This window comes from Stenotrophomonas sp. STEN013, from assembly GCF_056760355.1.
Window position 1 is genome coordinate 191,522 of sequence record NZ_JBRREO010000005.1, and the last position, 17,279, is coordinate 208,800.

19 protein-coding genes are annotated in these 17,279 nt (G+C 65.0%); 17 read left to right on the forward strand and 2 right to left on the reverse strand.

Annotated features, from left to right (window positions below; translation table 11 throughout):
- Positions 1 to 9: 9 nt before the first annotated feature.
- The 3 genes from ACVOMH_RS12265 to ACVOMH_RS12275 all read left to right on the forward strand — a co-directional run bounded on the left by ACVOMH_RS12265 (position 10) and on the right by ACVOMH_RS12275 (position 2,485).
- On the forward strand, positions 10 to 804 hold the full coding sequence (locus ACVOMH_RS12265; RefSeq protein WP_481552144.1) for a MetQ/NlpA family ABC transporter substrate-binding protein: 795 nt from the start codon (positions 10 to 12) through the stop codon (positions 802 to 804).
- Between the two features lie 108 nt (positions 805 to 912).
- Complete coding sequence (locus tag ACVOMH_RS12270) at positions 913 to 1,476, forward strand: CcdC protein domain-containing protein (RefSeq protein ID WP_481552145.1); 564 nt, start codon at positions 913 to 915, stop codon at positions 1,474 to 1,476.
- 67 nt (positions 1,477 to 1,543) lie between these two features.
- Positions 1,544 to 2,485 (forward strand): YiiX/YebB-like N1pC/P60 family cysteine hydrolase, encoded by a 942-nt coding sequence (locus ACVOMH_RS12275; RefSeq protein WP_481552146.1) that lies wholly within the window; start codon positions 1,544 to 1,546, stop codon positions 2,483 to 2,485.
- Here ACVOMH_RS12275 and ACVOMH_RS12280 read toward each other — a convergent pair.
- The gene (locus ACVOMH_RS12280; protein WP_481552147.1) at positions 2,383 to 3,021 is read right to left on the reverse strand and encodes an OmpW/AlkL family protein; all 639 of its coding nucleotides are present in this window, start codon (positions 3,019 to 3,021) and stop codon (positions 2,383 to 2,385) included. The two genes, ACVOMH_RS12275 and ACVOMH_RS12280, sit on opposite strands and share 103 nt — an antisense overlap.
- Positions 3,022 to 3,225: 204 nt before the next feature.
- Here ACVOMH_RS12280 and ACVOMH_RS12285 point away from each other — a divergent pair, with 204 nt between their 5' ends.
- From ACVOMH_RS12285 to ACVOMH_RS12310, 6 genes are all read left to right on the forward strand, one after another.
- Positions 3,226 to 3,798, forward strand: coding sequence for a DNA-deoxyinosine glycosylase (locus tag ACVOMH_RS12285; RefSeq protein ID WP_481552148.1), 573 nt, complete (start codon positions 3,226 to 3,228; stop codon positions 3,796 to 3,798).
- Between the two features lie 171 nt (positions 3,799 to 3,969).
- On the forward strand, positions 3,970 to 5,346 hold the full coding sequence (gene aceF / locus ACVOMH_RS12290; RefSeq protein ID WP_481552149.1) for a dihydrolipoyllysine-residue acetyltransferase: 1,377 nt from the start codon (positions 3,970 to 3,972) through the stop codon (positions 5,344 to 5,346).
- Positions 5,343 to 5,999: a hypothetical protein gene (locus tag ACVOMH_RS12295; RefSeq protein ID WP_057506210.1), complete on the forward strand. Its 657-nt coding sequence runs from the start codon at positions 5,343 to 5,345 to the stop codon at positions 5,997 to 5,999. Before aceF ends, ACVOMH_RS12295 begins: the two co-directional genes overlap by 4 nt.
- Positions 6,000 to 6,016: 17 nt before the next feature.
- Entirely contained in the window at positions 6,017 to 8,173 is a 2,157-nt protein-coding gene (lpdA, locus tag ACVOMH_RS12300; RefSeq protein ID WP_481552150.1) for a dihydrolipoyl dehydrogenase, read from the forward strand.
- Positions 8,173 to 8,529, forward strand: coding sequence for a hypothetical protein (locus ACVOMH_RS12305; RefSeq protein WP_481552151.1), 357 nt, complete (start codon positions 8,173 to 8,175; stop codon positions 8,527 to 8,529). The genes lpdA and ACVOMH_RS12305 overlap by 1 nt, the downstream gene beginning before the upstream one ends.
- An 85-nt stretch (positions 8,530 to 8,614) precedes the next feature.
- Entirely contained in the window at positions 8,615 to 8,872 is a 258-nt protein-coding gene (locus ACVOMH_RS12310) for a hypothetical protein (protein WP_481552152.1), read from the forward strand.
- Between the two features lie 459 nt (positions 8,873 to 9,331).
- On the opposite strand, the gene ACVOMH_RS12315 is transcribed toward ACVOMH_RS12310, so the two are convergent.
- The gene (locus ACVOMH_RS12315; protein ID WP_481552175.1) at positions 9,332 to 10,108 is read right to left on the reverse strand and encodes a hypothetical protein; all 777 of its coding nucleotides are present in this window, start codon (positions 10,106 to 10,108) and stop codon (positions 9,332 to 9,334) included.
- Between the two features lie 475 nt (positions 10,109 to 10,583).
- Between ACVOMH_RS12315 and ACVOMH_RS12320 the strand changes: the two genes are divergently transcribed.
- The 8 genes from ACVOMH_RS12320 to atpD all read left to right on the forward strand — a co-directional run bounded on the left by ACVOMH_RS12320 (position 10,584) and on the right by atpD (position 17,234).
- On the forward strand, positions 10,584 to 10,949 hold the full coding sequence (locus ACVOMH_RS12320; protein WP_481523217.1) for a hypothetical protein: 366 nt from the start codon (positions 10,584 to 10,586) through the stop codon (positions 10,947 to 10,949).
- A gap of 25 nt (positions 10,950 to 10,974) precedes the next feature.
- A complete protein-coding gene (gene atpB, locus ACVOMH_RS12325; protein ID WP_054660223.1) occupies positions 10,975 to 11,772 on the forward strand; it encodes a F0F1 ATP synthase subunit A in 798 nt (265 codons plus the stop codon).
- Positions 11,773 to 11,845: 73 nt separating this feature from the next.
- Positions 11,846 to 12,148, forward strand: coding sequence for a F0F1 ATP synthase subunit C (atpE, locus tag ACVOMH_RS12330; protein WP_054660225.1), 303 nt, complete (start codon positions 11,846 to 11,848; stop codon positions 12,146 to 12,148).
- 112 nt (positions 12,149 to 12,260) lie between these two features.
- On the forward strand, positions 12,261 to 12,731 hold the full coding sequence (locus ACVOMH_RS12335) for a F0F1 ATP synthase subunit B (RefSeq protein WP_054660227.1): 471 nt from the start codon (positions 12,261 to 12,263) through the stop codon (positions 12,729 to 12,731).
- Between the two features lies 1 nt (position 12,732).
- Positions 12,733 to 13,260 (forward strand): F0F1 ATP synthase subunit delta, encoded by a 528-nt coding sequence (locus tag ACVOMH_RS12340; RefSeq protein WP_054660229.1) that lies wholly within the window; start codon positions 12,733 to 12,735, stop codon positions 13,258 to 13,260.
- A 45-nt stretch (positions 13,261 to 13,305) separates the two neighbouring features.
- Positions 13,306 to 14,853, forward strand: coding sequence for a F0F1 ATP synthase subunit alpha (gene atpA, locus ACVOMH_RS12345; protein ID WP_057506213.1), 1,548 nt, complete (start codon positions 13,306 to 13,308; stop codon positions 14,851 to 14,853).
- 72 nt (positions 14,854 to 14,925) lie between these two features.
- Entirely contained in the window at positions 14,926 to 15,789 is an 864-nt protein-coding gene (gene atpG, locus ACVOMH_RS12350) for a F0F1 ATP synthase subunit gamma (protein WP_054659456.1), read from the forward strand.
- 38 nt (positions 15,790 to 15,827) lie between these two features.
- Positions 15,828 to 17,234, forward strand: a complete 1,407-nt coding sequence (atpD, locus tag ACVOMH_RS12355) for a F0F1 ATP synthase subunit beta (RefSeq protein ID WP_054659458.1) — start codon at positions 15,828 to 15,830, stop codon at positions 17,232 to 17,234.
- Positions 17,235 to 17,279 lie beyond the last annotated feature (45 nt).

Sequence of the window (17,279 nt, forward strand, 5' to 3'; positions counted from 1 at the left end):
CCATCCCCCATGAAAAAGCTGCTTGTCCTTCCGCTGATCACCGCCGTTCTGGCCTTGGCCGCCTGCGGCAAGCCCGCCGCCGATGATTCCAGGCTGGTGGTCGCTGCCACCGCCGTGCCGCACGCCGAGATCCTGCAGGTGGTCAAGCCGATCCTGGAAAAGCAGGGCGTCACGCTGGACGTGCGCGTGTTCAACGATTACGTGCAGCCCAACGACCAGCTGGTGCAGAAACAGGTCGATGCCAACTACTTCCAGACCGAGCCCTACCTGGACGCCTACAACCGGGACCGCAAGACCGATCTGGTCACCGTCACCGGCGTGCATATCGAGCCGTTCGGCGCCTATTCGCGCCGCGTCACCTCGCTGGACGCGCTGCCCAACGGGGCCGATGTGGTCATTCCCAATGACCCCAGCAACAACAGCCGCGCGCTGATCCTGCTGGACACCGCCGGCGTCATCAAACTCAAGGATCCAAGCAACGCGCTGTCCACCCAGCGCGATATCGTCGCCAACCCCAAGCAGCTCAAGTTCCGCGAGCTGGATTCGGCGATGCTGCCGCGCGTGCTCGACCAGGTCGATCTGGCCCTGATCAACACCAACTACGCACTCGATGCCGGGTTGAATCCGACCAAGGATGCACTGGCCATCGAGAGCAGCGATTCGCCGTACGTGAATTTCCTGGTCGCCCGTCCGGACAACAAGGACGATGCACGTGTGCAGAAGCTGGCCCGGGCCTTGAACAGTCCGGAAGTGAAGGCTTTCATCGAGCAGAAGTACAAAGGCGCGGTGCTGCCGGCGTTCTGAGCCGGCGTTGCATTTCCCTGGATGTTGCGGGGCACGTGCGGGGATTGCCGTGCTCCACCCGCGGTAACCGCATCGATCACGGGTGCGCTTTGAGGGGAGTTTCCGTCCATGCCATTGCTGATCGCGTTGCCGCTGGGCGTACTGATGTTCGTGGCGATCGTGTTGTTGCTGCTGCCGCTGTCGCTGTGGCAGCGCGTTCGCAGCGGTGGCGCCCGCCGGCAGGCATGGCCGTGGCTGGTCACGCTCAATTTCTGGGCCACGCTGGCCTCCACGCTCGGGTTCGCGCTGTTTGCCACGATCGCCAGCGCATGGTGGCCCGCCGCGTGGCTGTACGCCGTTATCGGCTGGCTGGCCGGGGTGCTGCTCGGTGTACTTGGGCATGCGCTGACCCGCTTTGAAAGCGGCCCGCAGGCACTGTTCTACACCCCCAGTACCTGGCTGGTGGCGCTGTTGACATTGATGATCGCAGTGCGGCTGGTGGCCGGGCTGGTGCAGGGCTGGCAGGCCTCGGTCAATGGCGTGCCGTGGCCGGCGTCCGGCTGGCTCAGCCATGCCGGACTGCTGGCGATGGCGGCGGTGCTGCTGGGCTACGCCTTGATGTATGCCGCGCTGCTGCGGCGCAAGGTGCGCCATCACCTGCGTTACCGGGGATTTGACCGCAGCCCGCGCTGAGCGTCCGCCCGGTGGCGGTCCGCCAGCGGCATCGCTAGGCTGGCGCCACGTTACACGGAGATCGTCGATGGGCCTGCTGCATCTGCTGGGGCGCCGGATGGCGCACTTTCTCGCGCAACCGCGGCGTCACCAGACCCGGCCTTCGACCAGTGATCCGGCGCTGCTGGCGCGGACCCTGCAGCGCGGCGATGTGTTGCTGGTGGAGGGCAACAGCCGCTTCGCCACGGCGATCAAGTTCCTGACCCAGTCCACCTGGTCGCATGCGGCGCTGTACATCGGCGAGGAGCCGCTGGTCGAGGGCGCGCGTCCGCAGCCGATGCTGATCGATGTGGACGTGGAGCAAGGCGTGCGCCGCATTCCACTCGGCGAGTTCGCCCGCCAGCACACCCGGATCTGTCGCCCGCACGGACTGGCGCCGGCGGTGGTGGACCAGCTGGTCGGCTTCCTGCGTGCGCGGCTGGGCTACAGCTACGACCTGAAGAACGTGTTCGATCTGGCCCGCTACCTGATCCGCCAGCCGCCGGTGCCCGCGCACCTGCGGCGGCGGCTGATCGCGCTGGGCAGCGGCGAGCCGACCAAGGCAATCTGTTCGACCCTGCTGGCACAGGCGTTCGAGTCGATCCGCTATCCGATCCTGCCCGAAATCGAGTCGGTACTGGGCTGCGCCGGTGGCCATGAACAGCGCCAGGAGATCCTGCACATCCGCAACTACAGCCTGTACACGCCACGCGATTTCGACGTGTCACCGTTCTTCGAGGTGGTCAAGCCGCGGCTGCAGGCCGGCTTCGACTACCGCGCGCTGCAGTGGAGTGATGAAGCCCGGCCCCGCCCGGGCGGCGGAGTGCCCATACACGAAGGCACGGACCGCGAACGGCCCGTGCCTTTCTCAACCGCTATCGATGGCGGTCAGAAACGGGCGCCGAGGCCGATGCCGATGGTCCACGGGTCCAGCTTCAGCTCGCCGGCATTCTGGCCGGCCACGCGCAGATCCGGGCGGGCATGCATGTAGCGGGCGTCGGCGCGCGCGAACCAGGTCGAATTGATGTTCATGTCCACGCCCACGGTGCCGATCGCGCCCTTGGCGGTTTCGATGCCGACGTGGTTGCCGGTGCCGCTCAGGCCATCGATCTTCTCGTTGCTGAAGTTCGATTCGTAGTAGCCCAGGCCGGCGAACGGCCGGAATGTGTTGTCGGCCGCGCCGAAGTGGTACTGCGCGCTCAGCGCCAGTGGCTGCTGCTCCACGCTGCCGACCTTGCCCAGGCCCTCGGCGCGGACGCGATGATTGAACTTGTCGGCCGCGCCCCACAGCTCGACGGCGAAGTTGTCATTGAAGTAGTAGCTGGCGCTCAGGGTCGGGGCCGGGCCGCCATCGACCTTGTCGATGCCATCGGCCGGATCGTTCTTCGGCTGCAGCAGGCTGATGCCGCCAACCACGGCGAAATGTTTGCCGGAAGCGGTGTCGCCGGTCGCGTCCTGTGCGAATGCGGGGGCCGACAGCGCCAGTGCGCCGAAGGTGGCAAGGCTGAGCATCTTGATGGAACGCATAGCGGACTCCTCGTACTTTCTGGTTCGGGATTGCGGTGTTGCCAGGCCCCTTTCCGCGGGGCCGGTAGAACCCTAGCCATGGCAAGATGAATCCCTTCGTACGCGACATCCGGCGTCCGCATCGATGTTCATCAAACCCAGCGCAAACCCCATGCAAACCGTGCCTTCCCGCCGAGCGTCATTCACGATGTTGTGGTGCATGTGATGGCAACCACCGTGTTGCAGGGCCTGCCCGCGCAGGTGGACGGGCAGTGCCGGGTGCTGGTGCTGGGCTCGATGCCCGGCGCAGCGTCCTTGCAGCAGGCGCGCTATTACGCCCATCCGCGCAACCGCTTCTGGCCGCTGATGGCAGCGCTGTGTGACTTCGATGCCTCGCTGGCCTATGCCCGGCGCATGCAGTGCCTGCAGCGCGCCGGTGTGGGGGTGTGGGACGTGATCGGCCAATGCCAGCGTGTCGGCAGCCTGGACACGGCCATCGTGCGCGGCAGCGAAGTGGTCAACCCGCTGCCGGCAATGCTGTCGCAACTTCCGCAGCTGCAGGCCATCGCCTGCAATGGCGCGGCGGCCCACGCCGCGTTCGTGCGCTGGGTGCAGCCGGCTTTACCGCCTTTGGCGGTTGGACTGCCGGTGTTGGCGTTGCCGTCCACCAGTCCGGCCAACGCGGCGTGGTCCCTGCCGCGTCTGCTGCAGCGCTGGCAGCAGCTGCAACCCTGGTTGAGTGCCCCGGCGCGCCTTGCAAACCCAGCCCCCGCGGGCATGACCGGCCAGGACAGCTGAGACAGCCGGCAAGCCACGAATGGGGCAACGCATCGGACACGCCCGGCGTCGGCATTGACATGGCGTGCAGCTGTCCGGGGACATACGCATGCGAATTCAGTTACGGCGGTTGGCGCTACGCCCCGCTGACGCCACAATAGGAGATTCCCTCACTGTTGCTGGAGTAGTTTCATGGCCGAAATCAAGGAAGCACTTGTCCCCGATATCGGTGACTACAGCGACATTCCGGTGATCGAAGTGCTGGTCGCGGTCGGCGACACCGTCAAGAAGGACCAGGGCCTGGTCACGCTGGAATCGGACAAGGCGACGATGGAAGTGCCTTCGTCGGTGGCCGGCGTGGTCAAGGAAGTCAAGGTCAAGGTCGGTGACACCCTGTCCGAAGGCAAGCTCGTGGCGCTGATCGAAGTGGCTGAAGAGGCTGCCAAGCCCGCCGCTGCCGCCGCCCCGGCCGCGCCGGCCAAGGTCGAAGCCGCCGCCGAAACCGGTACCAAGGTCGCGCCGGTGGCCGTGGCCCCGGTCGCCGACAAGCTGGCCCAGCGCGAGAGTGCGCCGGAGGCCGCGCTGCCGGCGGGCAAGCCGGCCAGCCCGCCGGTGCAGTTCAACGCCGAAGGCGTGCTGCCGTCCAAGGTGCCCTATGCCAGCCCGGCGGTGCGCGTGTTCGCGCGTGAACTGGGCGTGGACCTGAACCAGCTCAGCGGCACCGAGAAGGGCGGCCGCATCACCAAGGGCGACGTGCAGAAGTTCGTCAAGGCCGCGCTCGGTGGCGGGGCGCCGGCCGCCGCCGGTGGCGCCGTGGCTGCCGGCGGTGGCCTGAACCTGCTGCCGTGGCCGAAGGTCGATTTCAGCAAGTTCGGTGAAGTCGAGACCCTGCCGCTGTCGCGCATCAAGAAGATCTCCGGCGCCAACCTGGCCCGCAACTGGGCGATGATTCCGCACGTCACCCAGTTCGACCAGGCCGACATCACCGAGCTGGAAGCCCTGCGCGTGGCACTGAACAAGGAAAACGAGAAGGCCGGCATCAAGCTGACCATGCTCGCCTTCCTGATCAAGGCCAGCGCCGCGGCCCTGAAGAAATTCCCCGAGTTCAACGCCTCGCTGGATGCCAGCGGCGAGAACCTGACCCTGAAGAAGTACGTCAACATCGGCTTTGCCGCCGATACGCCGAACGGCCTGGTCGTGCCGGTGATCCGCGACGTGGACAAGAAGGGTGTGGTGCAGATCGCCCAGGAAACCGGCGAGCTGGCCAGGAAGGCGCGCGACGGCAAGCTGGGTCCGGCCGACATGAGCGGCGGCTGCTTCTCGATCAGCTCGCTGGGCGGTATCGGTGGCACCGCATTCACCCCGATCGTGAATGCGCCGGAAGTGGCCATCCTCGGCGTCTCCAAGTCCTCGATCCAGCCGGTCTGGAACGGCAAGGAATTCGCGCCGAAGCTGCTGCTGCCGCTGTCGCTGAGCTACGACCACCGGGTGATCGATGGCGCCCTGGCCGCACGCTTCACCACGTACCTCTCGCAGGTGCTGGCCGACATGCGCCGCGTGTTGCTGTGAAGCCAGTCGCGTCCGCACGCCTGCTGCTGGCGACGCTGCTCGCGTTGACCACCGCCCCGGTACTGGCGGCAAGCCAGTGCGCGGCAGTGGTGGGTGAAGGCTGGCCGCCGGCGGTGGCCAACTACGGTGACGCCGCGGCGCAGCTGCTCGGCGGCGTGACCGAAGAAGGATTGTCGCTGTTGTCGTTGCCGGCACGCGGCCCCGAGTCGCAGGTGCAATTGCGGCGCGAGCCCGGCAGCGGGCAATGGGTCGTGGTGGCGGGGCTGGCGGACAAGCGGATCTATAGCTGGAACAGTGGCAGCAGCCGTGCCGGCGTGAATCTGCGTCTGGATCAGCAGCCCGAGCTCGCCCAGGCGCCGGTGCCCGATGCGTTGGCGCAACGCCTGCTGCAGGTGTGGGCGGCGGCACTGGCCTCCAGTGAGGTGGCGCCGCGCGCGCCGGTGACCGATGGCGAGGTGGTGTCCTTCACCCTCAATGGCGCGCGCTACAGCGGGCTGCGGCCCGGCTGCGGCCGGCTTGAAGCGTTGCTGGACCAGGCTGCGCTGCTGGTGGAGCTGGCGCACAGCAAAGACAAAAAACACGAGAAGCGCTACGCCGACATCGAACGCGCGCTCGACAAGATGCATGACCGGTTCAGCGGCGACGCCGGCTGAGCCCACAGGAGAAGACAATGGCGACGATTGAAATCAAGGTTCCGGACATTGGCGATTACGACAATGTGCCGGTGATCGAAATCCTGGTCGCCGTGGGCGACACGGTGAAGAAGGACCAGGGCCTGGTCACGCTGGAATCGGACAAGGCGACGCTGGAAGTGCCGTCCTCGGCTGCCGGCGTGGTCAAGGAGATCAAGGTCAAGCTCGACGACAGGCTGTCGCAGGGCGACGTGGTGGTGCTTCTGGAGGCCGAAGGCGAGGGCGCAGCCCCGGCCGCGGCGTCCACCCCGGCGGCTGCACCGGCACCGGCGGCACAGCCTGCCGCTGCCGCCGCTCCGGCCGCCGTCAGTGCGCCGGTTGCCGCCGCTGCGCCGGCCGCCTCCGGGCCGATCGAGGTCAAGGTGCCGGACATCGGTGATTACCAGAACGTGCCGGTGATCGAGATCCTGGTCGCCGTGGGCGATACGGTGAAGAAGGACCAGGGCCTGGTCACGCTGGAATCGGACAAGGCGACGCTGGAAGTGCCGTCCTCGGCCGATGGCGTGGTCAAGGAGATCAAGGTCAAGCTGGACGACAAGCTGTCGGTCGGCGACGTGGTGGTGGTGCTGGAAGGCGCTGCCGGCACCGCCCCGGCAGCGGCCAAGGCCGCCCCGGGCAGCAAGCCGCCGGTGACCCCCTCGCACCGCGCCCCGGACCCGGCGGTGGCCGCCCGCGTGCTGCCGATGCCCTCCAGCGGTCGCAAGGCCGATGTGGAATGCAAGATGGTGGTACTCGGCGCCGGTCCCGGCGGCTACACCGCCGCGTTCCGTTCGGCCGATCTGGGCGTGGATACCGTGCTGGTCGAGCGCTATGCCAGCCTTGGCGGCGTCTGCCTCAATGTCGGCTGTATTCCTTCCAAGGCCTTGCTGCACGCGGCCGAGATCATCGATCACGCCGCGCACGCCAATGAACTGGGCATCGAATACGGCGCGCCGAAGATCAGCCTGGACAAGCTGCGTGCCTACAAGGAAAAGGTTGTCGGTCAGCTGACCAAGGGCCTGGCTGGCATGGCCAAGCAGCGCAAGGTGCGCACCGTGCAGGGCGTTGCCAAGTTCATCTCGGCCAACGAGCTGGAAATCACCGGCGAGGACGGCAAGACCCAGCTGCTGCGCTTCGAGCAGTGCATCATCGCCGCCGGTTCGCAGGCGGTGAAGCTGCCGAACTTCCCGTGGGACGACAAGCGCGTGATGGACTCCACCGACGCGCTGGAACTGGCCGAAGTGCCGGGTTCGCTGCTGGTCGTCGGCGGCGGCATCATCGGTCTGGAAATGGCTACCGTGTATAGCGCCCTGGGCGCCAAGGTGACCGTGGTCGAGTTCATGGACCAGCTGATGCCGGGCGCCGACAGGGACCTGGTCAAGCCGCTGGCCGACCGTCTGAAGAAGCAGGGCATCGAGGTCCACCTCAAGACCAAGGCCTCGGGTGTGACCGCCGACAAGAAGGGCATCACCGTGACCTTCGAGGCCGCCACCGAAGGCGAGAAGCCGGCGATGGAAAGCGGCACGTTTGATCGCGTGCTGGTCGCAGTCGGCCGTTCGGCCAACGGCAGGAAGATCGATGCCGACAAGGCGGGCGTCGAAGTCACCGACCGCGGCTTTATTCCGGTGGACCGGCAGATGCGCACCAACGTGCCGCACATCTTCGCCATCGGCGACATCGTCGGTAACCCGATGCTGGCGCACAAGGCCACGCACGAGGGCAAGCTGGCTGCGGAAGTGGCTTTCGGCGAGAAGAAGGAGTGGGTGGCGCGGGTGATCCCGTCGGTGGCCTATACCAATCCGGAAATCGCCTGGGTCGGCGTCACCGAGACCGAGGCCAAGGCCAAGGGCCTGAAGGTGGGTGTGGCCAAGTTCCCCTGGGCGGCCAGCGGTCGTGCCATCGGTACCGGCCGTACCGAAGGCTTCACCAAGCTGATCTTCGACGAGGAAACCCATCGCGTGATCGGTGGTGCCATCGTCGGCGTGCATGCCGGCGAGTTGCTGGCCGAAATCGGCCTGGCCATCGAGATGGGCGCCGAGGCCGAGGACATCGGCCACACCATCCACGCCCATCCGACCCTGAGCGAGTCGGTGGCGATGGCCGCGGAGATCTACGACGGCACCATCACCGATCTGTATATCCCGAAGAAGAAGTGATGCAGACGAAGAGCCCGGCAAACGCCGGGCTTTTTCTTTGTGCCAGCCCGGTCGAATTCAGGAGCAAGAAACGCATGAAGCGGTGGTTGCTGGTGGGAATCGTGCTGATGAGTACGCCTGTTCTGGCGGAGGGGGATCCGTTGCTGGGGTGTCCGGGGGCCCGGCAATGGGGCGAGCGCAACGAGGCCGCTGCAAAGGCCGCTGCTCTCGCCGCCGTGCAGCCCACTGATCCAGAACGGCGTCGCTTGCTGCGGGATATGGCCGAGCGGAACCAGGAGGTGCCAGAGCGGGCGTTCGGCGGCGGGCGCAAGCCGACGCAGGGGCTACTGGATCAGGCTGCCGCGGTGGGTGGATAGGCACAACAGCGCGGTGCTGCATTCCTGGCTGGACGCGGGCCAGTCGCCGACGGACGCCGCAGTCGGGGCCGATGGAATGTCTGCGGTGTGGTTGCTCGCCCAGCATGCAGATGCCGATCCTGTTCTGCAGGCGAAGCTGCTCGAGCACTACGGGGCGGTACCGGACTTCGGCGGCATCGAGGGGCGACGCTACGCGATGCTGGTGGACCGTGTGTTGCGCGCAAGGAAAGCCGCAGCGCTATGGTTCGCAGTTCCCCCCAGGCTGACGCCGATAGTCCGATTGAAATGGCGCCGGTGGAGAATCCGCAACGCCTTGATGAATTGCGTGCAGAAGTCGGATTGATGCCGATAGATGACTGCCGTTGTGTGATGAGCAACCTCCGCATGCGTTGAGCGAGGCAGGTCGTTTGGCGCAACAGGAAGTGGGCTTGTTCTCGAAGCTGTCTTCTTCTTTTTCCAGTCGAGGGGCGGGCCTGCTGCATTCGGGAAGGGCAGGGTGCGACGCGTACGCTGCGATGGAATCCCGGCGCCGGGCCGCATCCGCCGCCCGGCATGGGGGGTATCGCACTGCGCGGCGTCTGGATTGCGGTGCCGGCATCACCAGGCGCGCTGCCGTCTCCTTTCCAAGCCCGTTGCCGGGCATGGCTCGCTATTGCGGTGAACTCCTCCGCCGGGCACGGCGTGGGTGCGCGCCCTCCCTTGGCCGTGGGCAAAGGGAGGGCCGGCAGGGGCGGTCGGGCTTTGCCGATAACGCCCCTGCCGGGCACAGCGCGGCACTAGCGCAGATCCTGCGGGGTCGATATCAGAACGACAGGCTCACGCCTGCCAGCGGGCCCTTGAACTCCTGCTTCAGGCCGATCACGCCGTCGCTGCCACGCTTGTCGGCATCGAGCTTGAACCAGTCGTAGCCGGCGAAGATGCCGAAATTCGGATTGAAGTTGTACTGCACGATGGCGTTGGCGCGACTGAGGTCGCCCTTGTAATCGTCGAAGCTGCCCCAGCCCGTATTGAGGTACTGGCCTTGCAGGTTGATCAGCCAGTGCTCCGAGGGCGTGAACGTCAGGCGCGCGCCGACCACCGGTGCGATGCCATCGGCTTTCTCGTTGAGGAAGCGGCCCTGGTAGAGGTCTCCCAGGTCGGCATGGGCATCGGCACTGACCTTGGCGTACTCGGCGCCCAGCTGCAGGCCCAGGTCGAACTGCTCGCTGTCAACCACCGAGTAATCGTAGACCAGGGTCGCAACCTGGTACTTCAGCTCGCCCTTGACGAAACTGCCGGCCGGCACTGTCGTGTCACCGTAGCTGATGCCTTCGTCCAGCGTCTGGCGGCGCTTCTTGTCGTACTTGAAGTAGTCGAAGATCAGGCGCTGGCGGTCGCTGATGCGGAACAGGCCGTCCACGCGCGGCTCCCATTCCTTGCCGCCCATGCCGAAATCCCCGGACAGGTTGATCGGCTGGCCGCCGATCACGGTGCTGCCGCGGAGGGTGTTGTCGGTGTCGATGTTCATCGCGCCAAGACGCAGTGTGAAGCGGGGATCCTGCTCAGCGGCTTGCGCCGGCGGCAGGTGGAACAGGGTCATTGCCAAGGCGCACGGCGCGATCGCTGCCAGCGGGGAGAATTTGCGCATCGTGATTGCTTTCCTGTGTTGCGTGAAAGCAATTGACTATCCCCGATCGCACGTGGCTTGCGGGTGAGCGCGAGGTGCACGCGATGTGTATGCACGCAAAGTGCGGTGGGGGGGCCCCGTCGAGGGCGTGCGGCGCCACCTCACCCGATCCGTCGCCCACATCGACGAGGTAATGCGCGACGGACTGCCGGTGTGACCTGACGCGAATCGCGAAGTTCCCGGCGTCGCAGTGCAGCATTCCCGCCCCGTGGGTCACCCCGATCGGAGTGTTCCAATGAAAATTCCTGAAATTGCGGCAACTTGCATAGTCATAAGGGTGTCCTGTGGCGGTTGTCTCGCAAAATGTCCCACTGCTATACTTTCACGGCTCGACGAGACGTCTTCGCGCGGCTCGGCTCTTCCTTACCATCTAGCAGGACACTTTGACGTGCTGAACTCCGTTGATGCGGGTCGGCGACTGATGTTGCGCGCTGCGGTCTATCCGCTGGCCGCAGTGGTGGTCCTGGCTCTGGCCTTCCTCTTCATGGGGCCAAAGTACGCACTCGGCGCCCTGGTCTCGGGTGCGGCGGTGGTGGGCGGGTCGGCGCTGGCTGCGTGGGTGGGGCTCGGTGGCGGCGTTCAGGCCGCCGGTTCAGCAATGGTCCGCCTGTTCGTGGGGTTCGTGCTGAAGCTTGTGCTGATTGTTGCGGTGCTGGGAATGGCTTTTTTCTGGTGGCAACTTCCTCCTTTGGCACTGCTGGCGGCAATTCCAGTGGCGCTGATGTTCCAGGTTCTGGCTCTGGCCAGACGTTGATCGAATTCATAAAGGTTCCGGACACATGGCGGGCGAGGCTCTAACACCTACCTCCTACATCCAGCATCACCTGCAGAATCTGACCGCTCCGGTCGGTGAAGGCGGTGGTTTCTGGACGATCCACGTCGATACCATCGTCACCGCGGTCCTGATGGGCCTGGTGATGGTGTTCGCGTTCTGGATGGCGACCCGCAAGGCCACGGCCGGTGTGCCGGGCAAGTGGCAGGCCTTCGTGGAAATCTGCCTGGAGTTCGTTGACCGCCAGGCCAAGGACACCTACCACGGCAAGAGCAAGCTGGTGACGCCGATCGCGATCACCATCTTCTTCTGGATCCTGTTGATGAACCTCATCAAGATGATCCCGGCCGATTTCATCGCCATCCCGCTGTCGTGGGCTGGCGTGCACTACTGGAAGCCGGTGCCGACCGCCGACGTCAATGCCACCCTGGGCATGTCGATCAGCGTGTTCTTCCTGATGATCTTCTTCTCGCTCAAGTCCAAGGGGCTGCTCGGGTTCATCAAGGAATTCCTGACCGCGCCGTTCGGCAAGTGGATGATGCCGTTCAACCTGATCCTCAACATCGTCGAGTGGCTGAGCAAGCCGATTTCTCTGGCGATGCGACTGTTCGGCAACATGTTCGGCGGGGAAATCGTGTTCCTGCTGATCTGGGTGCTGGGTGGTGCCGGTGTGTTCGGTGCCATTGCCGGCGGCACGTTCGGCCTCGGCTGGATGCTGTTCCACCTGCTGGTGATTCCGCTGCAGGCTTTCATCTTCATGATGTTGTCCATCGTGTACCTGAGCCTGTCGGAAGACAGTCACTGAGTTACAAGCTTCAACCAGTTCCAACCTTCATCCGCTTCACTACCCTTAGCTACTTAAGTTCCCGGAGAAAACCATGTACTTCGCCGTCCTGACCAATCTCGCCCAAGTTCAGAGCTCCACCGCCCTTGCCGTCGGCATCATGATCGGCCTCGCCGCGCTGGGCGCCGGTCTGGGTCTGGCCATCATGGCCGGTAAGTTCCTGGAATCGGCCGCCCGTCAGCCGGAACTGATCCCGGTCCTGCAGGTCCGCATGTTCATCACCGCCGGCCTGATCGACGCCGCGTTCATCATCTCGGTCGCCGTCGGCCTGCTGCTGGCCTTCGCCAACCCGCTGGCCGCGACGCTGCTGGCCGAAGCCGCCAAGCTGGCGGGCTGATCCAGCTGCAGTGAGATGGCCGGTTGCCTTTAGGCAACCGGCTTCGGATGAAGGTTCGGTTGCGTCGCCGTGGCGGCGCAACCACCCCCGACACCAGCGACTGAGCGAACCCATGAATATCAATTTCACCCTCATTGCACAGGCCCTGGCCTTTGCCGCGCTGATCTGGATCATCGCGACCAAGATCTGGCCGCCGTTGATGAAGGCTATCGAGGAGCGTCAGCAGAAGATCGCTGAAGGGCTCGCTGCTGCCGACCGCAGCCAGAAAGATCTGGCCCAGGCGCAGGAGAAGGTCAACGAGGCGTTGAAGGACGCACGTGGCAAGGCCAACGAGATCATCGATCAGGCCCATCTGCGCGCCAATCAGATCGTTGAAGCCGCCAAGAACGAAGCCGTCGCTGAAGCCAACCGCCAGAAAGAACTGGCCCAGGCTGAAATCGATGCGGCCGCCAACCGTGCCCGCGAAGATCTGCGCAAGCAGGTGTCCGCGCTGGCCGTGACCGGCGCCGAAAAGCTGCTCAAGCGCGAAATCGATGCCAACGCCCACAAGGCGCTGCTCGACGAGCTGGCTGCGGAGATCTGAGATGAGCCAGGCCCTCACGCTTGCCCGCCCGTACGCCCGCGCCGCATTCGCGATTGCGCGTGAGGAAGGCAAGTTCGCGCCGTGGTCGGACGCGCTTGCGTTCTCCGCCCGCGTTGCCGCCGATCCGCGCGTGTCGGCCCTGCTGTCCAATCCGCAGCTGAGCCGCGGTGACGCCGTGGCGTTGCTGACTCCGGAAACGGCAGGCGAAAGCTACGGCCGCTTTCTGAACCTGCTGGCCGAATCGCGCCGTCTGCAGCAGCTGCCGGAAATCTCCGGGCTGTTCGAGCAGCTGCGCGCCGAAGCCGAGCATGTGGTCAAGGCCACGGTCACCTCGGCGGCCGAACTTGCTGATGACGAGCTGGAAAAGATCAAGGCTGCGCTGCGCAAGCGCTTCGGCCGCGAAGTCGAAGTCTCGACCGCGGTGGATGCGTCGCTGATCGGCGGCGCCGTGATCGACGCCGGTGATGTGGTGATCGATGGCTCGCTCAAGGGCAAGCTGTCGCGCCTGCAGACCGCGCTCGCACACTGAATTCAATTTAACGTCCGGCTTGATTGCCGGCACTAGGACTTGACGATGGCTACCACGCTCAACCCCTCCGAAATCAGCGAACTGATCAAGAACCGCATCGAGAAGGTCGCCCTGTCCGCGGAATCGCGCAACGAAGGCACCGTCACCTCGGTGTCCGACGGCATCGTGCGCATCTACGGTCTGGCCGACGTGATGCAGGGCGAAATGATCGAATTGCCGAACAACACCTACGCCCTGGCGCTGAACCTGGAACGCGATTCGGTCGGCGCCGTGGTGCTGGGTGACTACGAGCACCTGCGCGAAGGCGATGTGGCCAAGACCACCGGCCGCATCCTGGAAGTGCCGGTCGGTCCGGAAATGCTGGGTCGCGTGGTCAACGCGCTGGGCGAGCCGATCGACGGCAAGGGCCCGCTGGGCACCTCGCTGACCGCGCCGGTCGAACGCGTGGCGCCGGGCGTGATCTGGCGCAAGTCCGTCGACCAGCCGGTACAGACCGGTTACAAGTCGGTCGACTCGATGATCCCGATCGGCCGTGGCCAGCGTGAGCTGGTCATCGGTGACCGTCAGACCGGCAAGACCGCGCTGGCCATCGATGCGGTGATCAACCAGAAGGGCACCGGCATCAAGTGCGTGTACGTGGCGATCGGCCAGAAGGCCTCGACCGTTGCCAACATCGTGCGCAAGCTGGAAGAGAACGGCGCGCTGGCCCACACCGTGGTCGTGGCCGCCACCGCTTCCGAGTCGGCCGCGATGCAGTACATCAGCGCCTACTCCGGCTGCACCATGGGCGAGTACTTCATGGACCGCGGCCAGGACGCGCTGATCGTGTACGACGATCTGTCCAAGCAGGCCGTGGCCTACCGCCAGATCTCTCTGCTGCTCAAGCGCCCGCCGGGCCGTGAAGCCTATCCGGGTGACGTGTTCTACCTGCACTCCCGCCTGCTGGAACGTGCGGCCCGCGTCTCGGAAGAGTACGTGGAGAAGTTCACCAACGGTGAAGTGAAGGGCAAGACCGGCTCGCTGACCGCGCTGCCGATCATCGAGACCCAGGCCGGCGACGTGTCCGCGTTCGTGCCGACCAACGTGATCTCGATCACCGACGGCCAGATCTTCCTGGAAACCGACCTGTTCAACGCCGGTATCCGTCCGGCCGTGAACGCCGGTATCTCGGTGTCGCGCGTCGGTGGTGCGGCCCAGACCAAGATCATCAAGAAGCTGTCCGGCGGCATCCGTATCTCGCTGGCCCAGTACCGCGAGCTGGCCGCGTTCGCGCAGTTCGCCTCGGATCTGGACGAAGCCACCCGCAAGCAGCTGGAGCGCGGCCAGCGCGTGACCGAGCTGATGAAGCAGAAGCAGTACGCGCCGATGTCGATCGCCGACCAGGCCCTGTCGATCTACGCCGTCAACGAGGGTTTCCTCGACGACGTGCCGGTCAACAAGGTGCTGGCGTTCGAAGCCGGCCTGCACGCGCACTTTGCCAACACGGCCGGTGAGCTGATCGCCAAGATCAACGACTCCGGTGCATGGAACGACGAGATCGAAGCCGCTTTCAAGAAGGGCATCTCCGAGTTCAAGACCACTGGCAGCTGGTAATCGCCCAGGCGATGACCGGCAGGGGGTGGCCACACGGCCACCTCCCAACCAAGTAAGCAGAGCGAGCGAGAAATGGCAGGCGGACGCGAAATCAAAACCAAGATCAAGAGCGTGCAGAACACCCGCAAGGTGACGCGCGCGCTCGAAATGGTCTCGGCCTCCAAGATCCGCAAGGCGCAGGAGCGGATGAAGACCTCGCGTCCGTACGCGCAGGCGATGAAGCAGGTGATCGGCCACCTGGCCCAGGCCAGCACCGATTTCCAGCATCCGTTCCTGGTGGAGCGTGATCAGGTCAAGCGTGTCGGCTACATCGTGATCTCTTCCGATCGCGGCCTGGCCGGCGGCCTGAACAACAACCTGTTCCGCAAGACTGTCGCGGAAATGCGTGACTGGCAGGACAAGGGTGCCGAGATCGACGTGGTGACCATCGGCCAGAAGGCCGGTGTGTTCTTCCGCCGCGTCAACGTCAACATGGCCGCCTCGGTGGCCAATATCGGCGACCAGCCCAAGCTGGAAACGCTGATCGGCGTGATCAAGGTCATGCTCGACGCCTTCACCGAGGGCAAGGTCGATCGCGTGTACCTGGTCTACAACCGCTTCATCAACACGATGACGCAGAAGGCCACGTTCGACCAGCTGCTGCCGTTGCCCGCCGCCGAGACCCAGGTGGCCGCGCATGATTGGGATTACCTGTACGAACCCGATGCCGCGACCGTGCTTGAGCACGTGATCACGCGTTACATCGAGTCGCTGGTGTACCAGGCGGTGCTGGAAAATGTGGCGTCCGAGCACGCGGCACGCATGGTGGCGATGAAGGCGGCAAGCGACAACGCGAACAAGCTGATCGGAACCCTGCAGCTGGTCTACAACAAGGCCCGCCAGGCAGCGATCACCCAGGAAATTTCCGAAATCGTCGGCGGCGCAGCAGCGGTCTGACCGCGCGCAGTCAAAGCACACATTTAGAGGATGCAGCAATGAGTCAGGGCAAGATCGTTCAGATCATCGGCGCCGTCGTCGACGTCGAATTCCCGCGTAGCGACGTGCCGAAGGTGTACGACGCACTGAAGGTCGACAACACCGAAATCACGCTGGAAGTGCAGCAGCAGCTCGGCGACGGCGTGGTCCGTTGCATCGCGCTGGGCTCCACCGACGGCCTGAAGCGCAACCTGGTCGCCACCAACACCGGCCGCGCCATCTCGGTGCCGGTCGGCGCCGGCACCCTGGGCCGCATCATGGACGTGCTGGGTCGCCCGATCGACGAAGCCGGTCCGGTCGATGCTTCGGACACCTGGGAAATCCATCGCGCGGCACCGTCGTACGAGGACCAGTCCTCGGCCACCGAGCTGCTGGAAACCGGCATCAAGGTCATCGACCTGATGTGCCCGTTCGCCAAGGGCGGCAAGGTCGGCCTGTTCGGCGGCGCCGGCGTCGGCAAGACCGTCAACATGATGGAGCTGATCAACAACATCGCCAAGGCGCACAGCGGTCTGTCCGTGTTCGCCGGCGTGGGTGAGCGTACCCGTGAGGGCAACGACTTCTACCACGAGATGAAGGACTCCAACGTCCTGGACAAGGTGGCGATGGTGTACGGCCAGATGAACGAGCCGCCGGGCAACCGTCTGCGCGTGGCCCTGACCGGCCTGACCATGGCCGAGTACTTCCGCGACGAGAAGGACGCCAACGGCAAGGGCAAGGACGTGCTGCTGTTCGTCGACAACATCTACCGCTACACCCTGGCCGGTACCGAAGTGTCGGCGCTGCTGGGCCGTATGCCGTCGGCGGTGGGTTACCAGCCGACCCTGGCCGAGGAAATGGGCGTCCTTCAGGAACGCATCACCTCGACCAAGACCGGTTCGATCACCTCGATCCAGGCCGTGTACGTGCCCGCGGACGACCTGACCGACCCGTCGCCGGCCACCACCTTCGCCCACCTGGACGCCACCGTGGTGCTGTCGCGTAACATCGCCTCGCTGGGTATCTACCCGGCAGTCGATCCGCTGGACTCGACCTCGCGCCAGCTCGATCCGCAGGTCATCGGCACCGAGCACTACGAAACCGCCCGCGGCGTGCAGGCCACCCTGCAGAAGTACAAGGAACTGAAGGACATCATCGCCATCCTGGGTATGGATGAGCTGTCCGAGGAAGACAAGCAGGCCGTGTCGCGCGCCCGCAAGATCGAGCGCTTCTTCAGCCAGCCGTTCCACGTGGCCGAAGTGTTCACCGGTTCGCCAGGCAAGTACGTGTCGCTGAAGGACACCATCCGCGGCTTCAAGGCCATTCTGGATGGCGAATACGATCACCTGCCGGAGCAGGCGTTCTACATGGTCGGCGGTATCGAAGAAGCGGTCGAGAAGGCCAAGAAGATGGCCGAAAAGGCCTAAGTCCTGCGTCGGGCGGAGTTCGCTCCGCCCTTTGCAACCTGTGGT

Bases quoted from the DNA above. Each gene is read 5' to 3' on its own strand.
- ACVOMH_RS12265 (WP_481552144.1), top strand. From the start codon at position 10: ATGAAAAAGCTGCTTGTCCTTCCGCTGATCACCGCCGTTCTGGCCTTG.
- ACVOMH_RS12270 (WP_481552145.1), top strand. From the start codon at position 913: ATGCCATTGCTGATCGCGTTGCCGCTGGGCGTACTGATGTTCGTGGCG.
- ACVOMH_RS12275 (WP_481552146.1), top strand. From the start codon at position 1,544: ATGGGCCTGCTGCATCTGCTGGGGCGCCGGATGGCGCACTTTCTCGCG.
- ACVOMH_RS12280 (WP_481552147.1), bottom strand. From the start codon at position 3,021: ATGCGTTCCATCAAGATGCTCAGCCTTGCCACCTTCGGCGCACTGGCG.
- ACVOMH_RS12285 (WP_481552148.1), top strand. From the start codon at position 3,226: ATGGCAACCACCGTGTTGCAGGGCCTGCCCGCGCAGGTGGACGGGCAG.
- aceF (WP_481552149.1), top strand. From the start codon at position 3,970: ATGGCCGAAATCAAGGAAGCACTTGTCCCCGATATCGGTGACTACAGC.
- lpdA (WP_481552150.1), top strand. From the start codon at position 6,017: ATGGCGACGATTGAAATCAAGGTTCCGGACATTGGCGATTACGACAAT.
- ACVOMH_RS12305 (WP_481552151.1), top strand. From the start codon at position 8,173: ATGCAGACGAAGAGCCCGGCAAACGCCGGGCTTTTTCTTTGTGCCAGC.
- ACVOMH_RS12315 (WP_481552175.1), bottom strand. From the start codon at position 10,108: ATGACCCTGTTCCACCTGCCGCCGGCGCAAGCCGCTGAGCAGGATCCC.
- atpB (WP_054660223.1), top strand. From the start codon at position 10,975: ATGGCGGGCGAGGCTCTAACACCTACCTCCTACATCCAGCATCACCTG.
- atpE (WP_054660225.1), top strand. From the start codon at position 11,846: ATGTACTTCGCCGTCCTGACCAATCTCGCCCAAGTTCAGAGCTCCACC.
- ACVOMH_RS12335 (WP_054660227.1), top strand. From the start codon at position 12,261: ATGAATATCAATTTCACCCTCATTGCACAGGCCCTGGCCTTTGCCGCG.
- ACVOMH_RS12340 (WP_054660229.1), top strand. From the start codon at position 12,733: ATGAGCCAGGCCCTCACGCTTGCCCGCCCGTACGCCCGCGCCGCATTC.
- atpA (WP_057506213.1), top strand. From the start codon at position 13,306: ATGGCTACCACGCTCAACCCCTCCGAAATCAGCGAACTGATCAAGAAC.
- atpG (WP_054659456.1), top strand. From the start codon at position 14,926: ATGGCAGGCGGACGCGAAATCAAAACCAAGATCAAGAGCGTGCAGAAC.
- atpD (WP_054659458.1), top strand. From the start codon at position 15,828: ATGAGTCAGGGCAAGATCGTTCAGATCATCGGCGCCGTCGTCGACGTC.